We start from the raw sequence: 16,253 nt of genomic DNA, 5'->3' as shown, positions 1-16,253 counted from the left end.
CAACGAATGTCGGGAGCGCGGCAGGTCGGCGCAAGGCGGGGGCAGGGGCGGAGGTAGAGACCGAGCCAGCGGCTTTTCTTCACCTCCCCCTGGAGGGGGGAGGTCGCCGGGCAAAGCTCGGCGGGAGGGGGTGACAGCGTCTCCGGTGGGCGGGGCTTCACCCCACCCCGGTGTACGCCTTCGGCGCACCCCGACCCTCCCCCTCCAGGGGAGGGTGACAGCCAGCCTCACTCCGCCGCTTCGACCTCGAGGCGTGCGCCTTCGGCGCCGAGGCGGCGGGCCAGCACCCGGCCCTCGTCGACGGTGGCGACGGGAATCTGGCCGACCCCGCCGTTCACCGCCTCGCGCACCACCGGCCGCAGCATGGTGCGGCCGTCGACCCGGATGTCGATCCGGCGGCCGACATTCTCGGCCGTGAAGCGCGCGAACACCTCGCGGCCGGCCGTGGTGAGGATGAAGTTGACGACGGCCTGGCCGCTGCGCTGGTCGGTGCCGTAGATCGCCTGCGACACTTCGAGCCAGATCGGCTCGGCCACGGCGGCACTGGTGCCGGCGGCAAGCAGGACCACGAGCCGCACGACCGCCGCGAGCCGGCGGAGGCTCGGAAGCAAAAGGCCGGACGAGCCGGCCTTATGCGTTCGTGGCGATGCCATCCGGGCCTATTCGGCGGCTGTCCCGGCGGCCGCGGTCTCGGCCTGCCGCTCGCCGGGCCGGTCCTGCCGCTCGCCGATACGGGCCGACTTGCCGCGCCGCGAGCGCAGATAATACAGCTTCGCCCGCCGCACCTTGCCGCGACGCACGACCTTGATCGAGTCGATCAGCGGCGAGTACAGCGGGAAGACGCGCTCGACGCCTTCGCCGTAGGAAATCTTGCGGACCGTGAAGCTCTGGTGGAGGCCGGCGCCGGAGCGGCCGATGCAGACGCCTTCGTAGGCCTGCACGCGGCTGCGTTCGCCTTCCACCACCTTGACGTTGACCGTCACGGTGTCGCCCGGGCCGAAATCCGGGATGTCCTTGCCGGCGGACAGCTTCGCGATCTGCTCGTTTTCGAGCTCTTGAATCAGGTTCATGGGAGGTCTCCAGCGCTGCGTCTGGCGCAAGCGCGCCGGTCTGTCAGTCGGTAAGCTACGGGTTCGGCGTGCCTATACGCCATGTCCACGGCTTTGTCATCCGTCGGTCGTCTTTTTTGGCATGGCGCCCGACACATGGGCACCCCCGGCCGCCAGAAAGGCGGCCCAGAGGTCGGGCCGGCGCTCGCGGGTGAGCCGCTCGGCCTCCGCGCGCCGCCAGGCGGCCACCCGGCCGTGGTCGCCCGAGACCAGCACGGCCGGAATGTCCTGCCCCTCGAACACCTGCGGCCTGGTGTAATGCGGGTATTCCAAGAGCCCGTCGGAAAAGCTCTCCTCGGCGCCGGACGCCTCCTTGCCCATGACGCCGGGCAAGAGCCGAACGCAGGCGTCGATCAGCACCATGGCGGCCAGCTCTCCGCCCGACAGGACGTAGTCGCCGATCGACACCTCTTCCAGGTTGCGCGCCGCGATGACCCGCTCGTCGACCCCCTCGAAGCGGCCGCAGACGACGACGACGCCCGGCCCCGCGGCGAGCGCGGCCACCCGGGCCTGGGTCAGCGGCCTTCCGCGCGGGCTGGTGAGGAGGCGCGGGCGGTCGTCCGCGTCCGGCGCCACCGCATCGATCGCCCTGGCCAGCACGTCGGCGCGCAAGACCATGCCGGGGCCGCCGCCGGCCGGCGTGTCGTCGACGCTGCGGTGACGGTCGGTCGCGTGGTCGCGCAGATCGACGGCCTGAAGGTCCCAGATGCCGTTCTGGCGCGCCTTGCCCGCCAGGCTGGCGCCGAGCGGCCCGGGAAACGTCTCCGGAAAGATGGTGATCACGCTGGCGCGCCACATGGCGTGTCCCTCAGCCGGCTTCGCCGGACTCACCGGGAGGCGGCTCGCCCGCGGCATCCAGCAGCCCCGGCGGCGGATCGACCACCAGGCGGCCGGCGGCGAGATCGACCTGCGGCACCACCGCCTTGGTGAACGGCACCAGCAGCGTCTCGCCGCGCTTTGGTGCGATCTCCAGAATGTCGCCGGCGCCGAAATTCTGCACCGCGACGACGGTGCCGAGCTCTCCGCCCGCCATGTCGACGGCCGCGAGCCCGATCAGGTCGGCGTGATAGAACTCGTCCTCGCCGGCCGGCCCCAGCTTTTCGCGGGCGACGTAAAGCTCGAGGTTGCGGAGCTTTTCCGCCGCGTCGCGGTCGGCCACGCCCTTCAGCCGGGCGACGAAGCAGTCCTTGGCGGGACGCAAGGACGCGATCTCGAAGACGCGGCCGTCGGCACTCGACAAAGGGCCATAACGCTTGACCGCGGCCGGATCGGCCGTGAACGTCCACAGCCGCACCTCGCCGCGCACGCCATGCGGCGCGCCGATGCGGGCGACGCAGACGCGTTGGTCGGTGGGCGGCGTGATGGCTCGCTCCCTAGAGTCGCGGTCCGATCCGCCACTTGACGGTGACGTTCGCTCTGAAGCTCACCACGGCGGGCGGAATGATCTTGACCGAACGCTCGACACCCAGGCTCGCGTGAGCCGCACCTGTCGAGGAGGCGAGATCGCCTTCGATCTCGACGACCTCGACCAGCCGGACGCCGGCGGCGGCGGCATAGACCTCGGCCTGCTCACGTGCATCGCGCACCGCCTCGCGACGCGCCTCGTTGAGCGCCTGGCTTTCGTTCTCGACCTGGAACGAGGCCATCCGGACCTCGATGATCCCGGTACTCGCGATCCGCGTGACGATGTCGTTGGTCCGCGCGACATTCCGCAGCTTCAGGTGGAACGTGGTCGACGCGCGGAAAGAAGGCTCTTCGGGCTTTTGGGCAGTTGTCGACGGCCGAGGCTGCGAGCGTTGCGCAAGGTCGAAGTCGGCCCGTCCGATCTCCACCCCCTCGGCCGCGAGCTGTTGCAGAGCCGTGGCAGCCCGCGTCGCACGCTCCTCGTGAGCCTTCGCGGCGCGCTCCAGCGTATCGCCGGTGGTCGTCACCACGACGGTCAGGATCGCGATGTCGGGCTTGACCTCGAAGGTGCCGGAGCCGCGGACCACCATGGTCGGCGCGGTGCCGCCCCGCCGGTCCTGCGCGCCGGCGGGAGGCGCGAAGGCCAGCATCGCGGCCACGACGCCGCACGCGACGGCCGCGAGCGGACCCCGGCTGAACCTTCTGCTCATCGCATCCCCCGATCGTGGCCGGATCAGCTCGCCGCAGCCGCGGCGGCCTTGGCCTTGGCGACGGCCTTGGCCTTCAGCTCGGCCGCCTCCTTGGCTTTCGCTTCGGCGATCACCTTGCGCTCCTTGCGCGGGATCGCCTTCTCGGGATTGTTCTGCGCTTCGCGCTTCTGGACGCCGGCCTGGTCGAGGAAGCGCAGGATGCGGTCCGACGGGGTGGCGCCCTTGGCGATCCACGCCTTGGCCTTGTCGAGGTCGAACTTCAGCCGGTCGGCCTGGTCCTTCGGCAGCAGCGGGTTGAAGTAGCCGATGCGCTCGATGAAGCGGCCGTCGCGCGGGCTGCGCGAGTCGGCGACCACGATGTGATAGAACGGCCGCTTCTTGGTCCCGGCACGGGCCATCCGGATTCGCAGAGACATTTTCAGTCCTTTCTCGTCTCGTTTTTCTGTCAGCGCCCGGTCGGTCCGAGGCGCCAGGGGTGAAACTCAGAGTTCGTCATGGCCGGGCCCGGCCCGGCCATCCATCAAACGAAACAAGGCTCTTTTCGCGATGGATGCGCGGGTCGAGCCCGCGCATGACAGGTTGGTCGATCGCATCCGCCTCACTTCTTCTTCCCGAAGCCCGGGAAACCCTGGAACCGGCCGCCGAGGCCGCCCAGGCCCGGGAGACCGGGGAGCCTGGGCATGCCGCCCGGCAGGCCGGGCAGCGGCGGCAGCGAGGCCGGCTTGTCGGCCGGTGCATCGCCCTTGCCCGCGTCGCCCTTCGGCGCCGCGCTCGGCAGCTCGGGCATGCCGGGGGGAACCCCGGGCATGCCCGGCGGCGCACCAGGCAATCCGGGCGGAAGACCGCCCGGCATGTTGCCGAGGACGCCGGGCATGCGGTCGGCGAGCTTTTCCAGATCGGCCGCACTCGGCATGCCGCCACCGAAGCCGAGCGCATTGGCGAGGCCGGCCATCGGGCCGCGCTTGCCGGAGCCCATCTGCTTCATCATGTCGGACATCTGCCGGTGCATCTTCAACAGCCGGTTGATCTCCTCGACCTTGGTGCCGGAGCCGGCCGCGACGCGTTTCTTGCGGCTCGCCTTGAGGAGATCCGGGGTGCGGCGCTCCTTCGGCGTCATCGACTGGATGATGGCGATCTGGTGCTTGAGGATGCGGTCGTCGACATTCGCCGCGGCGATCTGGTTCTTCATCCGGGCGATGCCGGGCAGCATGCTCATCATGCCGCCGAGGCCGCCCATCTTGATCATCTGCTCGAGCTGCTCGCGCAGGTCGTTGAGGTCGAACTGGCCCTTGCGCATCCGCTCGGCGGTGCGCCGCGCCTTCTCGGCGTCGATGGTCGCCGCCGCCTTCTCGACCAGGCTGACGATGTCGCCCATGCCGAGGATGCGGTCGGCGATGCGGCTGGGGTGAAACTCCTCCAGCGCGTCGAGCTTCTCGCCGACGCCGATCAGCTTGATCGGCTTGCCGGTGACGGCCCGCATCGACAGCGCGGCGCCGCCGCGGCCGTCGCCGTCGACACGCGTCAGCACGATGCCGGTGAGACCGACCCGCTCGTTGAACGAGCGCGCCAGATTGACGGCGTCCTGGCCCGTGAGGGCGTCGGCGACCAGCAGCACCTCGTGCGGATTGGCGGCCTGCTTCACCTCGGCGGCCTCGGCCATCATGGCCTCGTCCAGCGTGGTGCGGCCGGCGGTGTCGAGCATGACGACGTCGTAGCCGCCGAGCCGGCCCGCCTCGAGCGCCCGGCGGGCGATCTGCACGGGCGTCTGGCCGACGACGATCGGCAGCGTCTCGACGCCGACCTGCTGGCCCAGCACCGCGAGCTGCTCCATGGCGGCCGGGCGGCGGGTGTCGAGCGAGGCCATCAGGACCTTGCGCTTGCCCTGCTCGGTGAGCCGCTTGGCGATCTTGGCCGAGGTGGTCGTCTTGCCCGAGCCCTGCAGGCCGACCATCATGATCGGCACCGGCGACGGCGCGTTGAGGTCGATCGGATCGGCGGTCGAGCCCAGCGTCTCGATGAGCTGGTCGTGGACGATCTTGACGACCATCTGGCCGGGCGTCACCGACTTGATGACCTCGACCCCGACGGCACGCTCCTTGAGCTTGTCGATGAAGCCGCGCACCACGTCGAGGGCGACGTCGGCCTCGAGCAACGCGCGGCGGACTTCTCGCGCGGCGGCGTCGACGTCGCCGGCCGTCAGCGCGCCGCGCCGGGTCAGCCGGTCGAGGATGCCGGAAAGCTTGTCGGAAAGACCGTCGAACATGCGCGTCTGTTCCCGCTCGCCCCGCCCTGCATCGGACGCGGCCGAACCAAACACTTGTGGCGCCCGAGGGCGCGTCGCGCTGTCGGGCGTTGGCCTCCGGCCTCCAGGACCGGTCGGTTGATGTCGTCTCGGCTGTTGTCGAGAGCGGCCGGACACTACTATCCGGCGCGAGGGCAAGTCAAATATCCGCCCGGAGCGACCCCGGCACCGGTCTCACCGGCGTCATTGCCGGGCTTGACCCGGCAATCCATCATCTTGCGAACAAAGCTTTTTTGCGAGATTCGATGGATGCGCGGGTCGAGCCCGCGCATGACACGTCGATGCTCTTGCTACTCCATCGTCGACCCGGCCTCGCCGAACGGCGAGCCGCGCAGCGGCCGCGCCCCGACCCGCTCCAGGATCGAGATCACCTGCCCGACCGTGCCGGTCGGCACCTCGCGGTTCTCGTGCTGCCGCATTTCCTTCGCCACGAACGTGCAGGCCAGGGCCAGGTCGGCCTGGGTGGCCCCGGTCGCGATGATTTCGGCAACGGTCGCGTCGTCCACCGGATGCACCACCGACACGATCTCGTCCCGCGTCAACTCCGACATGCCAACCTCCCGACGCCTCCGACGCGACGCCCTGCCGCGTCTTGTTCCGGGCTGCGGATCGCCTACGTTTCGTCAGCCGATCGCCGCCCGGTCGCAGGGCCGCGGCACGAACGTCGCTGCGGCCCTGACAGAGAGATAGGAACGTGCCGTCCACCCGTCGAGGCCTGCTGCTCGGATTGTCTGGACTGGCGGCGGCCGCCGCCACGTTGTTCACGGCGCGGGCGCGCGCCGCCCGCTATTACGACGGGCCGGTCAGCGACCATTTCGACGGGGTCTTCTTCCGGGACCCGCATGGCGCGCCGCCGAAGAATTTCGCCGACCTGGCCCGGTGGTGGGCGTCGCGCGGCGGCGAGCCGTGGCCCGACCGGGCGCCGAGCCCGCATGTCGATCAGCCGCCCGCAAGAGTGGACGGCGACGCGCTGCGGGTCGTCATGGTCGGCCATGCCAGCGTGCTGGTGCAGACCGCCGGCCACAACCTGCTGATCGACCCGGTGTGGTCGGAGCGCGCCTCGCCGGTCGACTTCGCCGGGCCCAAGCGGGTCAACGATCCCGGCATCCCGTTCGAGGCGCTGCCCAGGATCGACACCGTGCTGGTGTCGCACGGACATTACGACCATCTCGACGTCGACACCCTGTCGCGGCTGGTCGCCGCCCACCGGCCGCGCATCGTCACGCCGCTCGGCAACGACGCCGCCATGGCGGCGCACGACCCCGCCATCGTGGCCGAGACCTACGACTGGCACGACCGCGTCGAGCTGGCGGAAAACCTCGCCGTGACCCTGGTGCCGCTGCGGCACTGGTCGGCGCGCGGCCTCCTCGACCGCAACAAGGCGCTGTGGGCCGGCTTCGTGCTGGAGACGCCGGCCGGCCGCATCTACCACGTCAGCGATTCCGGCTATGGCGACGGCTTCCGCTTCCGCGAGGCGCGCGAGCGCTACGGCCCGTTCCGCCTCGCCGTGCTGCCGATCGGCGCCTACGAGCCGCGCTGGTTCATGCGCGACCAGCACATGAACCCGGCCGAGGCCGTGCAGGCTCTGCAGGACTGCGGCGCCGAGCTGGCGCTCGCCCACCACCACGGCACCTTCAAGCTCACCGACGAGGCGATCGACGCGCCGGCCCGCGACCTCGGCCTCGCCTGCGCGGCCGCCGAGATCCCGCCCGAGCGGTTCCGGGTGCTGAAGCCCGGCGAGGCGTGGGAATTGTAGCGGCCCGTTCGGCGTCATCGCCGGGCTTGACCCGGCGATCCATCATCTTACGAACAAAGCGTTTTTACGAAACTCGATGGATGCGCGGGTCGAGCCCGCGCATGACGGGACATGGAAGCGCCGCTGCCTACCGCAGCGGCACGTAGACCTCGATGACCAGCTTGTCGTCGGGCGTCGTCAGCGGGTCCGTGACATAGACCTCGACGAACAGGTCCTGCGCCTCCAGGTTCTTGTCGTCGAGCTGGTTGGTGATCGCCTCGTAGGTCGAGTCCATGGCGTCGTAGGAGCCGCGATGGACGTATTTCAGCGCCTTGCCGGCCGGCGACTGGCCGACCGCGAGGTCGCCGGTCGGGGCCGGGGTCGGCGCCTGGGCGACCGGCATCCCGGCCCGGAAGCTGAAGCCGTTGTCGTCGGTCGCGGTGTAGATCGTCATCGCCGGCCCGATCGGGGCGATACTCTGCTTCTGCAGGTAGGCGTTGACGGCCTTCAGGGCGTCCTGGATGGCCTCGAAGGCCTTGTCCCAGGTCGCCTTGCCGGAGACGTAGACGATGGTCTTGGCCGTCAGGGTCACGTCCTCGCCGAACGGCGCGTCGCCGGTGGGGGCCGGAGCACTGGCGGCCGGCGGCGGCGCCGCGGGGGCCGCAGCCGCCGGAGGCGATGCGACGGGCGCCTGCGCGGCGGGAGGGGAAGCGGCGGGCGCCTGCGCGGCCGGGGCACTTGCAGCCGGCGGTGACGTCGCCGGGGGCGTCGCGGGCGTCGGAGTTGCGGCCGGGGGCGTGGCTGCGGCCGGGGGCGTGGCAGCGGGCGGGCTCGCCGCCGGGCTTCCGCCCTGGGCCTGCGCGAAGGTGAGACCGGACTGCCACAGCACGGCGGCCGCGACGAATACGGCGATGGTCGCCACCCAGCGGGTCGGTCGCATCGTTCACTCCTGTCGGTCTGCTCCGTCCAACCGATAGAGCACCGGCCGGATGAACGGAAGCCCAACGCATGGGCGGTCCGCCGGCTCCGCCGCCTCCTCGCCGGACGACACGCGGCGAGGACCGCCGCGGCGACGCGCGGGCGGACTGGATCGGGCTTGCGTATGCGGATAATATTCCTATACTCCAAACATCTCGCTCGTCGAGGGGCGTCGACCGGTGACGTCGGGCGGCGGAGCGGGCCGGTTTTTCCGCACGACGGTGTCGTGTGGAACGACCGGCCGCCGGAACTCCCGGGAAATCCGGCCGGCGGATGCGGCGCCTGCGGGTCCGGGCTCGTCCCCCGGGCTCCCGGGGGTTTTTGGGGCTCCGCCCTCCGGGCAAAACGACCCGGGCGCGAGGAGCATCGCTGAAAGATCCCCATCCCCGGTCGGGACGGGATCCAAGCGCGGCCCGAAAGCCCAAAATCGCCGCGGCGGAGCGCCGGGAGGCGTGCGCATCGACGCTTCGATGCGCGCTGCGTCCCGTCGGACGCAGACAAAGGTGTAGCGCCTGCCGGCGCTCCGCCTCCCTCGGTTTTCGTAAGGAACCGAGGGTGCAGGTCATGGGCAAACCCCGGGCGCGAAATGCGCGTCGCGGGACGGATGGAGGTTTGCGTGAGGAGCGCGGCGCCGGTTCTCCCTCTCCCCGCGTGCGGGAAGAGGTGAAGCAACCGCGTCGCCTGGCCGGACGCCCGCAGGCGCCCGCTCGGCTGGCCAAAGGCGGCCTATCTCCCATATAAGGCCCCGATACCGCATCTGACCCCCGGCCCCCTGATGAGCGCGCTCGCCAACCAGCCATTTTTCAAGATGAACGGCCTTGGCAACGAGATCGTCGTCGTCGATCTGCGCGGCGCGCCGGACAAGCTCACCGCCGCGGACGCGCGGGCGGCGGCACGGCCCGAGGGGGCGCCGTTCGACCAGCTCATGGTGCTGTATCCGCCGCGCACGCCCGGCACCGACGCGTTCGTGCGCATCTACAACACCGATGGCTCGGAAGCCGGCGCCTGCGGCAACGGCATGCGCTGCGTCGCCGACATCGTCTTTGCCGAGACCGGCAAGACCGCGCTCACCTTCGAGACCCGCGCCGGCCTTCTCAACTGCTGGAAGGGCGCCGAGCCGCTGGTCTCGACCGTCGACATGGGCGCCCCAAAGTTCGGCTGGCGCGACATCCCGCTGGCGGAAGAATTCCGCGACACCCGCGCCATCGAGCTTCAGATCGGCCCGATCGACGCGCCGATCCTGCATTCGCCGTCGGTAGCCAGCATGGGCAACCCGCATGCGGTGTTCTGGGTCGACGATCCGTGGGCCTACGACCTCGAAAAGATCGGCCCGCTCCTGGAGAACCATCCGATCTTTCCGGACCGCGCCAACATCTCGCTCGCCGCCGTGACGGGACCGGACCATCTGACGGTCCGCACCTGGGAACGCGGCGCCGGCCTGACGCGGGCCTGCGGCTCGGCCGCCTGCGCGGCCGCCGTCTCGGCCGCCCGCACCGGCCGCACGGGGCGCAGCGTGCGGGTGACGCTGCCGGGCGGCGACCTCGTCATCGACTGGCGCGAGCGCGACGACCATGTGCTGATGACGGGCCCGGTGGAATACGAGCGCGAGGGCCGCTTCGACCCGGCCCTGTTCGCGGGAGCTCCCGCGTCATGACGGTCGACGTCGTCACGTTCGGCTGCCGGCTGAACGCCTTCGAGTCGGAGGCAATCCGCCGCCGCGCCGAGGCGGCCGGGCTCGCCGACACGGTGGTGGTCAACAGTTGCGCCGTCACCGGCGAAGCGGTGCGCCAGACCCGCCAGGCCATTCGAAAGCTCAAGCGCGAGCGGCCCGATGCGCGCGTCGTCGTCACCGGCTGCGCGGCTCAGACCGAGACGGCGACCTTCGTCGCCATGCCGGAGGTCGACCGCGTCCTCGGCAATGCCGAGAAGCTCTCGGACGACGCCTGGACCGAGACCCGCGCCGTGTTTGCCCGCGGCGCCGTGGATGCATCCACCAAGGCCGCCGTCGACGACATCATGGCGGTGCGGAGTGGCGCCGCCCCGGTGATCGACGGCATCGAGGGCCGCGCCCGCGGCTTCGTCCAGGTGCAGAACGGCTGCGACCACCGCTGCACGTTCTGCATCATCCCGTTCGGCCGCGGCAATTCGCGGTCGGTCGCGATGGCCGACGTGATCGCCCAGGTGCGCCGCCTCGCCCTCAACGGCCACGCCGAGGTGGTGCTGACCGGCGTGGATCTCACGAGCTACGGCGCCGACCTCGCCGGCGCGCCGCGGCTCGGCACGCTGGTGCGCCGCGTGCTCGCCGAGGTGCCGGAGCTGCCGCGGCTGCGGCTCTCGTCGATCGATTCGGTCGAGGCCGACGACGACCTCTTGGCCGCGCTCGCCGAGGAGAAGCGGCTGATGCCGCACCTGCATCTCTCGCTGCAGGCCGGCGACGACATGATCCTCAAGCGGATGAAGCGCCGGCACCTGCGCCGGGACGCCATCGATTTCTGCGCCGCCGTGCGGCGGCTGCGCCCCGACATCGTGTTCGGCGCCGACATCATCGCCGGCTTCCCGACCGAGACCGAGGCGATGTTTAAAAGCTCGCTCGACCTCGTCGAGGCCTGCGGGCTCACCTATCTGCACGTCTTCCCGTTCTCGCCGCGGCCCGGCACGCCGGCCGCCCGGATGCCGCCGGTCGCAGGCCACGTCGTCAAGGAGCGCGCCATGCGGCTGCGCACGCTGGGCGACGCGCTGCTGACCCGGCATCTCGACGGCGAGATCGGCCACGAACGCGCCGTGCTGGCCGAGACCGGCACGATCGGCCGCACCGAGCAGTTCACGCCGGTCCGGCTCACGGGGGGCGCGTCCCCCGGCACGTTGATCGACGTGCTGATCGCCGGCCACGACGGACGCCGGCTGCTCGCCGCCTGACGACGGCCTGCGGGCCGTTTTTTTGCGCGGTGTTTTGAAAACGTCCGTCGACGACACCAGGAGGTTGCGATGAAAGCCTTGCTGCTCGGCGTGTGCCTTGCTGCCGCCGTCACGGGTACGGCCTCGGCTGCCGACTATTCGCCGATCGACTGCGCCAAGGCGACGACCCCGGCGGACCGCACGGTCTGCAGTCATTACGCCCTCGGCCAGAACGAGGCCCGGATGGCGACGCTCTACGGGGTCGCCACCTCGCTGGTCGCCATGGGCCAGCGCGGCGACATCCAGGACGCGCAGCGCGCCTTCATCCAGACCCGCGAGGCGTGCGGCAGCGATGTCGGCTGCCTCACCGGCGTCTATGCGGCACGCATCCGGCAACTCGACGGCGTCATCGCCGGCATCGCCTCGCGCGGCCCGTTCTGATCGCGTCAGCGGCGTCGGGCCGGAGGACCGGCCCGCTCGTGCATGACGGCCCGGCGGCGACCGGCAGGATCGCCGCCGCCGGATGACCTATACTGGGCGGCCGGCCGGAGTGGCCGGTCCGCCTGCACGGGCAGGCCAGAGAGGGAGCAGCATGGCAGGCAGGTCGGGAGCAGATCACACCGTCACCACCATCGAAGCGCTGGAGGCGCTCTACGACACGCCGCTCCCGAATGCGGTCCTGAAGGAAATCGACCACGTCAACGCCCCCTACCGGGCCCTGATCGAGGCCGCGCCCTTCGTGGTGATCGCCACCGGCGGCGCCGACGGGCTCGATTGCTCGCCGCGCGGCGACCCGGCCGGCTTCGTGCGGGTCGCCGACGAGAAGACGCTGCTGATCCCCGACCGGCGCGGCAACAATCGCATCGACTCCTTGCGCAACCTGATCGTCGATCCGCGCATCGCGCTGCTGTTCCTGATCCCGGGTTGCGACGAGACCCTGCGGGTCAACGGCCGCGCCGTCATCTCGACCGACCCGGCCCTGACCGAGAGCTTTCGCCTGGAGAACAAGACGCCCCGGACCGTCATCGTCGTCACGGTCGAGCGGGTCTATTTCCAGTGCCCGAAGGCGCTGGTGCGCTCGCATCTGTGGGATCCGGCGCGGCGGGTCGACCGCAAGAGCCTGCCGAGCTCCGGCGCCATCCTGGCCGCCGCGTCGTCCGGGCGGATCGATGCCGCCGAGCACGACCGCACCTATCCGGAACGGCAGAAAGCCACCCTGTACTGAGCGCCCGTGAGCCCATGCGCGTCGATCCGACGGAAAAGTTCTCGACCACGCTCCATGTGAGCTTTGCCGACGCCAGCGCCTTCGCGGCGCTCGCCGGCGACAGGAACCCGCTGCACCACGATCCCGATTTCGCCGCCGGCACGCGCTACAAGGTGCCGATCATCTCGGGCCCGCAGATGGCGGCGCAGCTCATGGGATTTCTCGCCAGCCACTATGCGGCGCGCGGCGCCGTGATCGGCCACGACATCTCGTTCCGCTTCCACGTGCCGATCCCGGCCGACCAGGAGATCACGCTGGAATGGTCGGTCGACAGCGTGACCGAAGCCCCGCACCTCAAGAGCGACGTCGTCATCCTGCGCGGCCGCATCCTCACCGCCGCCGGCAAGGTCGCCACCACGGCCAAGGCGCGGATTCTGGTGGGGGGGAGCTTTTGAGACGACGATTTCCGGTGGATTCCGCGCCACGCCGTCGCCCTTCGAGGCTCGGGCTTCGCCCGAGCTGCTCGGGGTGACGGTCGAATGTATTTGGCCCTGAAAGCCTTTGCCTTTGGCGCTCATTCCTCCCCGGCCCACCCGCAGGCCGCCAGCACCGGCCGCAGGTGCTCCGGCACGGGCGCGACGATCCGCACGGGCGGCTTGTTCTTCGACAGCGGCACGACGATCTCGCGGGCGTGCAGGTGCAGGCGCGGGCCGCCGAAGCGGGGCGCGCGGCCGTAGATGTTGTCGCCGAGAATGGGAAAACCCATGGCCGAGCAGTGCACCCGGAGCTGGTGGGTGCGGCCGGTCAGCGGCGAAAGGGCCAGCCAGGTCAGCCGTGGGCTGTCGCCGTCTCGGCCGGCTTCGTCGGGCGCGGCACCGCGTCCCAGCACCTGCCAGGTGGTGACGGCGGGCTGGCCCTTGGGGTCGGGCTGCATCCACCAGCCGCGGGTCTCGTCGAGGCGGCCGAGCGGCATGTCGATGGTCCCGGTGTCGGCCTCGGGCCCACCCTCGACCACGGCCCAGTAGGTCTTCTTCACCTCGCCGTGCTTGAACAGGAGGCCCAGATGGGCGAGCGCCTTGCGGTGGCGCCCCAGCACCAGGCAGCCGGAGGTCTCGCGGTCGAGCCGGTGGGCCAGCGAGGGCGCGCGCGGCAGCCCGAAGCGCAGCGCCTCGAAGGATTCCTCCAGGCTCTCGCCGCCCTTCGGCCCGCGATGCACCGGCAGCCCGGCCGGCTTGTCGATCACGATCATCAGCCCGTCCCGGTAGAGGACGCGCGCAAGCATCTCTTCCTGTGTCATGGCGAAAGCGCTATCACGGCCCCCGACATGACCGATAGCACCGAAGACCATGACACCACCGGCCGGCCGAGCTGGTGGCGCCGGCTCTCCAGCGGCCTCAAGCGCACCTCCGCCTCGCTCGGCGGGGCGATCGCCGACCTCGTCACCAAGCGCAAGCTCGACGCCGGCGTCATCGAGGAGCTCGAGGAGGCGCTGATCCGCGCCGATCTCGGCGTCGAGACCGCGGTCTCGATCGCCGCCAAGGTCGGCGAGGGCCGCTACGACAAGCAGGTCTCGGCCGACGAGGTGCGGGCGGTCCTGGCCACCGAGGTGGAGAAGATCCTCCTGCCCGTCGCCCGGCCGCTGGTGATCGACGCGGCCCAAAAGCCCTTCGTGGTGCTGGTGGTCGGGGTCAACGGCTCCGGCAAGACGACGACCATCGGCAAGCTCGCGGCGCGCCTTTCGGCCGAGGGCCGCAAGGTGGTGCTGGCCGCCGGCGACACCTTCCGGGCCGCCGCCATCGAGCAGATCAAGATCTGGGGGGAGCGCACCAAGAGTCCGGTGATCGCCGGCGCCCAGGGGAGCGATGCCGCCAGCCTCGCCTACGAGGCGCTGGAGGCCGCCCGGGCCCAGAACGCCGACGTGCTGGTGGTCGACACCGCCGGCCGGCTGCAGAACAAGACCGCCCTGATGGGCGAGCTCGAGAAGATCGTCCGGGTGATGCGCAAGGTCGACGCCACCGCGCCGCATGCCGTGCTGCTGGTGCTCGACGCCACCGTCGGCCAGAACGCGCTGTCGCAGGTCGAGGTGTTCACCAAGATCGCCGGCGTCACCGGCCTGGTGATGACCAAGCTCGACGGCACCGCACGGGGCGGCATCCTGGTCGCCGTCTCGGCCAAGTTCGGCCTGCCCGTGCATTTCATCGGGGTCGGCGAGGGGATCGACGACCTCGCCCCCTTCGAGGCGAAGGATTTTGCCAAGGCGGTCGCGGGGATCGAGGGGTAGTGTGCCGTCGTTCCGGGTTCGCGCTTTCAGCGCGCCCCGGAATGACCGCCGCGGAAAATCTCGCCCTATCCCGCCAAAATCGCCTTGTAGCCGGCCTCGTCCAGCAGCGAGTCGAGCTGGGTCTTGTCGGCGACCCTCATCTTGAACAGCCAGCCCTGGCCGGTCGGATCGGAATTGACCAGGCCGGGCTCCTGGACGACGGCGTCGTTGACCTCGGTCACCTCGCCCGACACCGGCGCGTAGATGTCGGAGGCCGCCTTGACGGACTCGACCACGGCCGCCGCCGACCCCTGCAAGAAGCCGGCGCCGATGCCCGGCAACTCGACGAAGACCAGGTCGCCGAGCTGCTCCTGGGCGTGGTCGGTGATGCCCACCACGGCGACGTCGCCGTCGAGCCGCAGCCACTCGTGGTCCTTGGTGAATTTCAGCATCGGGCTCTCCGGATCCGTCAGGGGCGCTTGTAGCGGTTGGGCCAGAACGGCAGCGCCGCCACCCGCACGGGCAGGCGCTTGCCGCGCACGTCGGCGAACAGGAGGGTCCCGACGCCGGCGTCCGCGACCGGCACATAGCCCATCGCGACCGGCGCGCCAATGCTCGGCCCGAAGCCGCCGGAGGTGACCTCGCCGGCTGGCTCGCCAGCGGCTGGCTCGCCAGCGACCGGCTCGCCGCCCTGCTGGTCGCGGTAGAGCGCCGTGTGCCCGCGCACCGGGGCGCGGCCCTCGGGCGCGAGGCCGACGCGGCGACGGGCCGCGCCTTCGGAAAGCTGGCGCAGCACGGTGTCGGCGCCCGGGAAGCCGCCGGCCCGCGCACCGCCGCGGCGGCGGGATTTCTGGATGCTCCACTCCAGCGCCGCCTCGACCGGCGTCGTCCGGGTGTCGAGATCGCTGCCGTAGAGGCAGAGGCCCGCCTCGAGCCGCAGCGAGTCGCGGGCGCCGAGCCCGATCGGCGCCACGGCCGGGCTCTCGAGCAGCGTTTCGCAAAGCTCTTCGACACGGCCGGCCGGCACGCTGATTTCAAAGCCGTCCTCGCCCGTGTAGCCGGTGCGGGAGACCAGGCAGGCGGCGCCCATCAGGGTCACCGGCCTGGCGTCCATGAAGCGCATCGCGGCAACCTCGGGGGCGAGCGCCGCCAGCACGGCCTCGGCCTGCGGCCCCTGCAGGGCGACGAGCGCCCGGTCGGCAAGCGGCTCGACTGTGCACAGGCCGGCCAGCCGGTCGCGCAGATGCGCCTCGTCGGCCGCCTTGCAGGCGGCGTTGACGACGATAAAGAGATGGTCGCCCTGGTTCGACACCATCAGGTCGTCGAGGACGCCGCCGGTGTCGTTGGTGAACACCGTGTAGCGCTGGCGGCCCAGCGCCAGCGCGACGATGTCGGCCGGCACCAGCGACTCCAGCGCCCGCGCCGCGTCCTCGGCCTTGCCCGAGGGCGCACGCAACACGATCTGGCCCATGTGGGAGACGTCGAACAGACCGGCGGCGCTGCGGGTGTGCAGGTGCTCCTGCAGGATCCCCATGGGGTACTGCACCGGCATCTCGTAACCGGCGAACGGCACCATGCGGGCGCCGCGGCGGCGATGCAGCGCGTCGAGCGGCGTGCGGGCGAGGTAGTGGGAGGTGATGGTCTCGGTCATGGCGG

General features: G+C 70.9%; 19 protein-coding genes. 7 read left to right on the top strand and 12 right to left on the bottom strand.

What is annotated here, in order from left to right; all coding sequences use genetic code 11:
* Window positions 1-227: 227 nt before the first annotated feature.
* From HXX10_RS04945 to HXX10_RS04910, 8 genes are all read right to left on the bottom strand, one after another.
* Entirely contained in the window at window positions 228-578 is a 351-nt protein-coding gene (locus HXX10_RS04945) for a hypothetical protein (protein ID WP_296520425.1), read from the bottom strand.
* Window positions 579-659: 81 nt separating this feature from the next.
* Entirely contained in the window at window positions 660-1,070 is a 411-nt protein-coding gene (gene rplS, locus HXX10_RS04940; RefSeq protein ID WP_296520424.1) for a 50S ribosomal protein L19, read from the bottom strand.
* 96 nt (window positions 1,071-1,166) lie between these two features.
* Window positions 1,167-1,907: a tRNA (guanosine(37)-N1)-methyltransferase TrmD gene (gene trmD, locus HXX10_RS04935; protein ID WP_296520423.1), complete on the bottom strand. Its 741-nt coding sequence runs from the start codon at window positions 1,905-1,907 to the stop codon at window positions 1,167-1,169.
* 10 nt (window positions 1,908-1,917) lie between these two features.
* Window positions 1,918-2,472 (bottom strand): ribosome maturation factor RimM, encoded by a 555-nt coding sequence (gene rimM / locus HXX10_RS04930; RefSeq protein WP_296520566.1) that lies wholly within the window; start codon window positions 2,470-2,472, stop codon window positions 1,918-1,920.
* A gap of 10 nt (window positions 2,473-2,482) precedes the next feature.
* Window positions 2,483-3,163 (bottom strand): SIMPL domain-containing protein, encoded by a 681-nt coding sequence (locus HXX10_RS04925; RefSeq protein ID WP_296520565.1) that lies wholly within the window; start codon window positions 3,161-3,163, stop codon window positions 2,483-2,485.
* An 83-nt stretch (window positions 3,164-3,246) separates the two neighbouring features.
* A complete protein-coding gene (rpsP, locus tag HXX10_RS04920) occupies window positions 3,247-3,639 on the bottom strand; it encodes a 30S ribosomal protein S16 (RefSeq protein WP_296520422.1) in 393 nt (130 codons plus the stop codon).
* Between the two features lie 182 nt (window positions 3,640-3,821).
* Window positions 3,822-5,486: a signal recognition particle protein gene (ffh, locus tag HXX10_RS04915; protein WP_296520421.1), complete on the bottom strand. Its 1,665-nt coding sequence runs from the start codon at window positions 5,484-5,486 to the stop codon at window positions 3,822-3,824.
* 329 nt (window positions 5,487-5,815) lie between these two features.
* Window positions 5,816-6,076, bottom strand: coding sequence for a hypothetical protein (locus HXX10_RS04910; protein WP_296520420.1), 261 nt, complete (start codon window positions 6,074-6,076; stop codon window positions 5,816-5,818).
* Window positions 6,077-6,219: 143 nt separating this feature from the next.
* Between HXX10_RS04910 and HXX10_RS04905 the strand changes: the two genes are divergently transcribed.
* The gene (locus HXX10_RS04905; RefSeq protein ID WP_296520419.1) at window positions 6,220-7,281 is read left to right on the top strand and encodes an MBL fold metallo-hydrolase; all 1,062 of its coding nucleotides are present in this window, start codon (window positions 6,220-6,222) and stop codon (window positions 7,279-7,281) included.
* Window positions 7,282-7,408: 127 nt separating this feature from the next.
* Here the strand turns inward: HXX10_RS04905 and HXX10_RS04900 are convergent, their stop codons facing one another.
* The gene (locus HXX10_RS04900) at window positions 7,409-8,200 is read right to left on the bottom strand and encodes a GyrI-like domain-containing protein (protein ID WP_296520418.1); all 792 of its coding nucleotides are present in this window, start codon (window positions 8,198-8,200) and stop codon (window positions 7,409-7,411) included.
* Window positions 8,201-9,013: 813 nt separating this feature from the next.
* On the opposite strand from HXX10_RS04900, the gene dapF reads away from it, so the two are divergent.
* The 5 genes from dapF (at window position 9,014) to HXX10_RS04875 (ending at window position 12,792) form a co-directional block, all read left to right on the top strand.
* Entirely contained in the window at window positions 9,014-9,892 is an 879-nt protein-coding gene (gene dapF, locus HXX10_RS04895; RefSeq protein WP_296520417.1) for a diaminopimelate epimerase, read from the top strand.
* Complete coding sequence (gene mtaB, locus HXX10_RS04890; protein ID WP_296520416.1) at window positions 9,889-11,154, top strand: tRNA (N(6)-L-threonylcarbamoyladenosine(37)-C(2))-methylthiotransferase MtaB; 1,266 nt, start codon at window positions 9,889-9,891, stop codon at window positions 11,152-11,154. The genes dapF and mtaB overlap by 4 nt, the downstream gene beginning before the upstream one ends.
* Window positions 11,155-11,223: 69 nt before the next feature.
* Window positions 11,224-11,574, top strand: a complete 351-nt coding sequence (locus HXX10_RS04885; RefSeq protein ID WP_296520415.1) for a lysozyme inhibitor LprI family protein — start codon at window positions 11,224-11,226, stop codon at window positions 11,572-11,574.
* Between the two features lie 151 nt (window positions 11,575-11,725).
* Window positions 11,726-12,358: a pyridoxamine 5'-phosphate oxidase family protein gene (locus HXX10_RS04880; protein ID WP_296520414.1), complete on the top strand. Its 633-nt coding sequence runs from the start codon at window positions 11,726-11,728 to the stop codon at window positions 12,356-12,358.
* A gap of 14 nt (window positions 12,359-12,372) precedes the next feature.
* Complete coding sequence (locus tag HXX10_RS04875) at window positions 12,373-12,792, top strand: MaoC family dehydratase (RefSeq protein ID WP_296520413.1); 420 nt, start codon at window positions 12,373-12,375, stop codon at window positions 12,790-12,792.
* Between the two features lie 119 nt (window positions 12,793-12,911).
* On the opposite strand, the gene HXX10_RS04870 is transcribed toward HXX10_RS04875, so the two are convergent.
* Window positions 12,912-13,634 carry an RluA family pseudouridine synthase gene (locus HXX10_RS04870; RefSeq protein ID WP_296520412.1) on the bottom strand — a complete coding sequence of 241 codons (723 nt, stop codon included), beginning with the start codon at window positions 13,632-13,634 and terminating at the stop codon, window positions 12,912-12,914.
* Between the two features lie 27 nt (window positions 13,635-13,661).
* Here HXX10_RS04870 and ftsY point away from each other — a divergent pair, with 27 nt between their 5' ends.
* Window positions 13,662-14,618, top strand: coding sequence for a signal recognition particle-docking protein FtsY (gene ftsY / locus HXX10_RS04865; RefSeq protein WP_296520411.1), 957 nt, complete (start codon window positions 13,662-13,664; stop codon window positions 14,616-14,618).
* Window positions 14,619-14,683: 65 nt separating this feature from the next.
* Here the strand turns inward: ftsY and gcvH are convergent, their stop codons facing one another.
* Complete coding sequence (gene gcvH, locus HXX10_RS04860) at window positions 14,684-15,049, bottom strand: glycine cleavage system protein GcvH (RefSeq protein WP_296520410.1); 366 nt, start codon at window positions 15,047-15,049, stop codon at window positions 14,684-14,686.
* Window positions 15,050-15,066: 17 nt separating this feature from the next.
* On the bottom strand, window positions 15,067-16,248 hold the full coding sequence (gene gcvT, locus HXX10_RS04855) for a glycine cleavage system aminomethyltransferase GcvT (protein WP_296520564.1): 1,182 nt from the start codon (window positions 16,246-16,248) through the stop codon (window positions 15,067-15,069).
* Between the last annotated feature and the right edge of the window lie 5 nt (window positions 16,249-16,253).

This window comes from Rhodoplanes sp., assembly GCF_013377085.1.
In the GTDB taxonomy this organism is placed as follows: domain Bacteria; phylum Pseudomonadota; class Alphaproteobacteria; order Rhizobiales; family Xanthobacteraceae; genus Rhodoplanes.
This window is presented reverse-complemented; position numbering and strand designations above follow the sequence as displayed.

Excerpts from the sequence above, each read along its gene's own strand:
- HXX10_RS04900 (WP_296520418.1), bottom strand. The coding sequence starts at position 8,200 with ATGCGACCGACCCGCTGGGTGGCGACCATCGCCGTATTCGTCGCGGCC.
- HXX10_RS04870 (WP_296520412.1), bottom strand. The coding sequence starts at position 13,634 with ATGACACAGGAAGAGATGCTTGCGCGCGTCCTCTACCGGGACGGGCTG.
- gcvT (WP_296520564.1), bottom strand. The coding sequence starts at position 16,248 with ATGACCGAGACCATCACCTCCCACTACCTCGCCCGCACGCCGCTCGAC.
- trmD (WP_296520423.1), bottom strand. The coding sequence starts at position 1,907 with ATGTGGCGCGCCAGCGTGATCACCATCTTTCCGGAGACGTTTCCCGGG.
- HXX10_RS04875 (WP_296520413.1), top strand. The coding sequence starts at position 12,373 with ATGCGCGTCGATCCGACGGAAAAGTTCTCGACCACGCTCCATGTGAGC.
- HXX10_RS04880 (WP_296520414.1), top strand. The coding sequence starts at position 11,726 with ATGGCAGGCAGGTCGGGAGCAGATCACACCGTCACCACCATCGAAGCG.
- rplS (WP_296520424.1), bottom strand. The coding sequence starts at position 1,070 with ATGAACCTGATTCAAGAGCTCGAAAACGAGCAGATCGCGAAGCTGTCC.
- rpsP (WP_296520422.1), bottom strand. The coding sequence starts at position 3,639 with ATGTCTCTGCGAATCCGGATGGCCCGTGCCGGGACCAAGAAGCGGCCG.
- HXX10_RS04910 (WP_296520420.1), bottom strand. The coding sequence starts at position 6,076 with ATGTCGGAGTTGACGCGGGACGAGATCGTGTCGGTGGTGCATCCGGTG.
- ftsY (WP_296520411.1), top strand. The coding sequence starts at position 13,662 with ATGACCGATAGCACCGAAGACCATGACACCACCGGCCGGCCGAGCTGG.
- HXX10_RS04885 (WP_296520415.1), top strand. The coding sequence starts at position 11,224 with ATGAAAGCCTTGCTGCTCGGCGTGTGCCTTGCTGCCGCCGTCACGGGT.
- mtaB (WP_296520416.1), top strand. The coding sequence starts at position 9,889 with ATGACGGTCGACGTCGTCACGTTCGGCTGCCGGCTGAACGCCTTCGAG.
- ffh (WP_296520421.1), bottom strand. The coding sequence starts at position 5,486 with ATGTTCGACGGTCTTTCCGACAAGCTTTCCGGCATCCTCGACCGGCTG.
- gcvH (WP_296520410.1), bottom strand. The coding sequence starts at position 15,049 with ATGCTGAAATTCACCAAGGACCACGAGTGGCTGCGGCTCGACGGCGAC.
- HXX10_RS04925 (WP_296520565.1), bottom strand. The coding sequence starts at position 3,163 with ATGCTGGCCTTCGCGCCTCCCGCCGGCGCGCAGGACCGGCGGGGCGGC.
- dapF (WP_296520417.1), top strand. The coding sequence starts at position 9,014 with ATGAGCGCGCTCGCCAACCAGCCATTTTTCAAGATGAACGGCCTTGGC.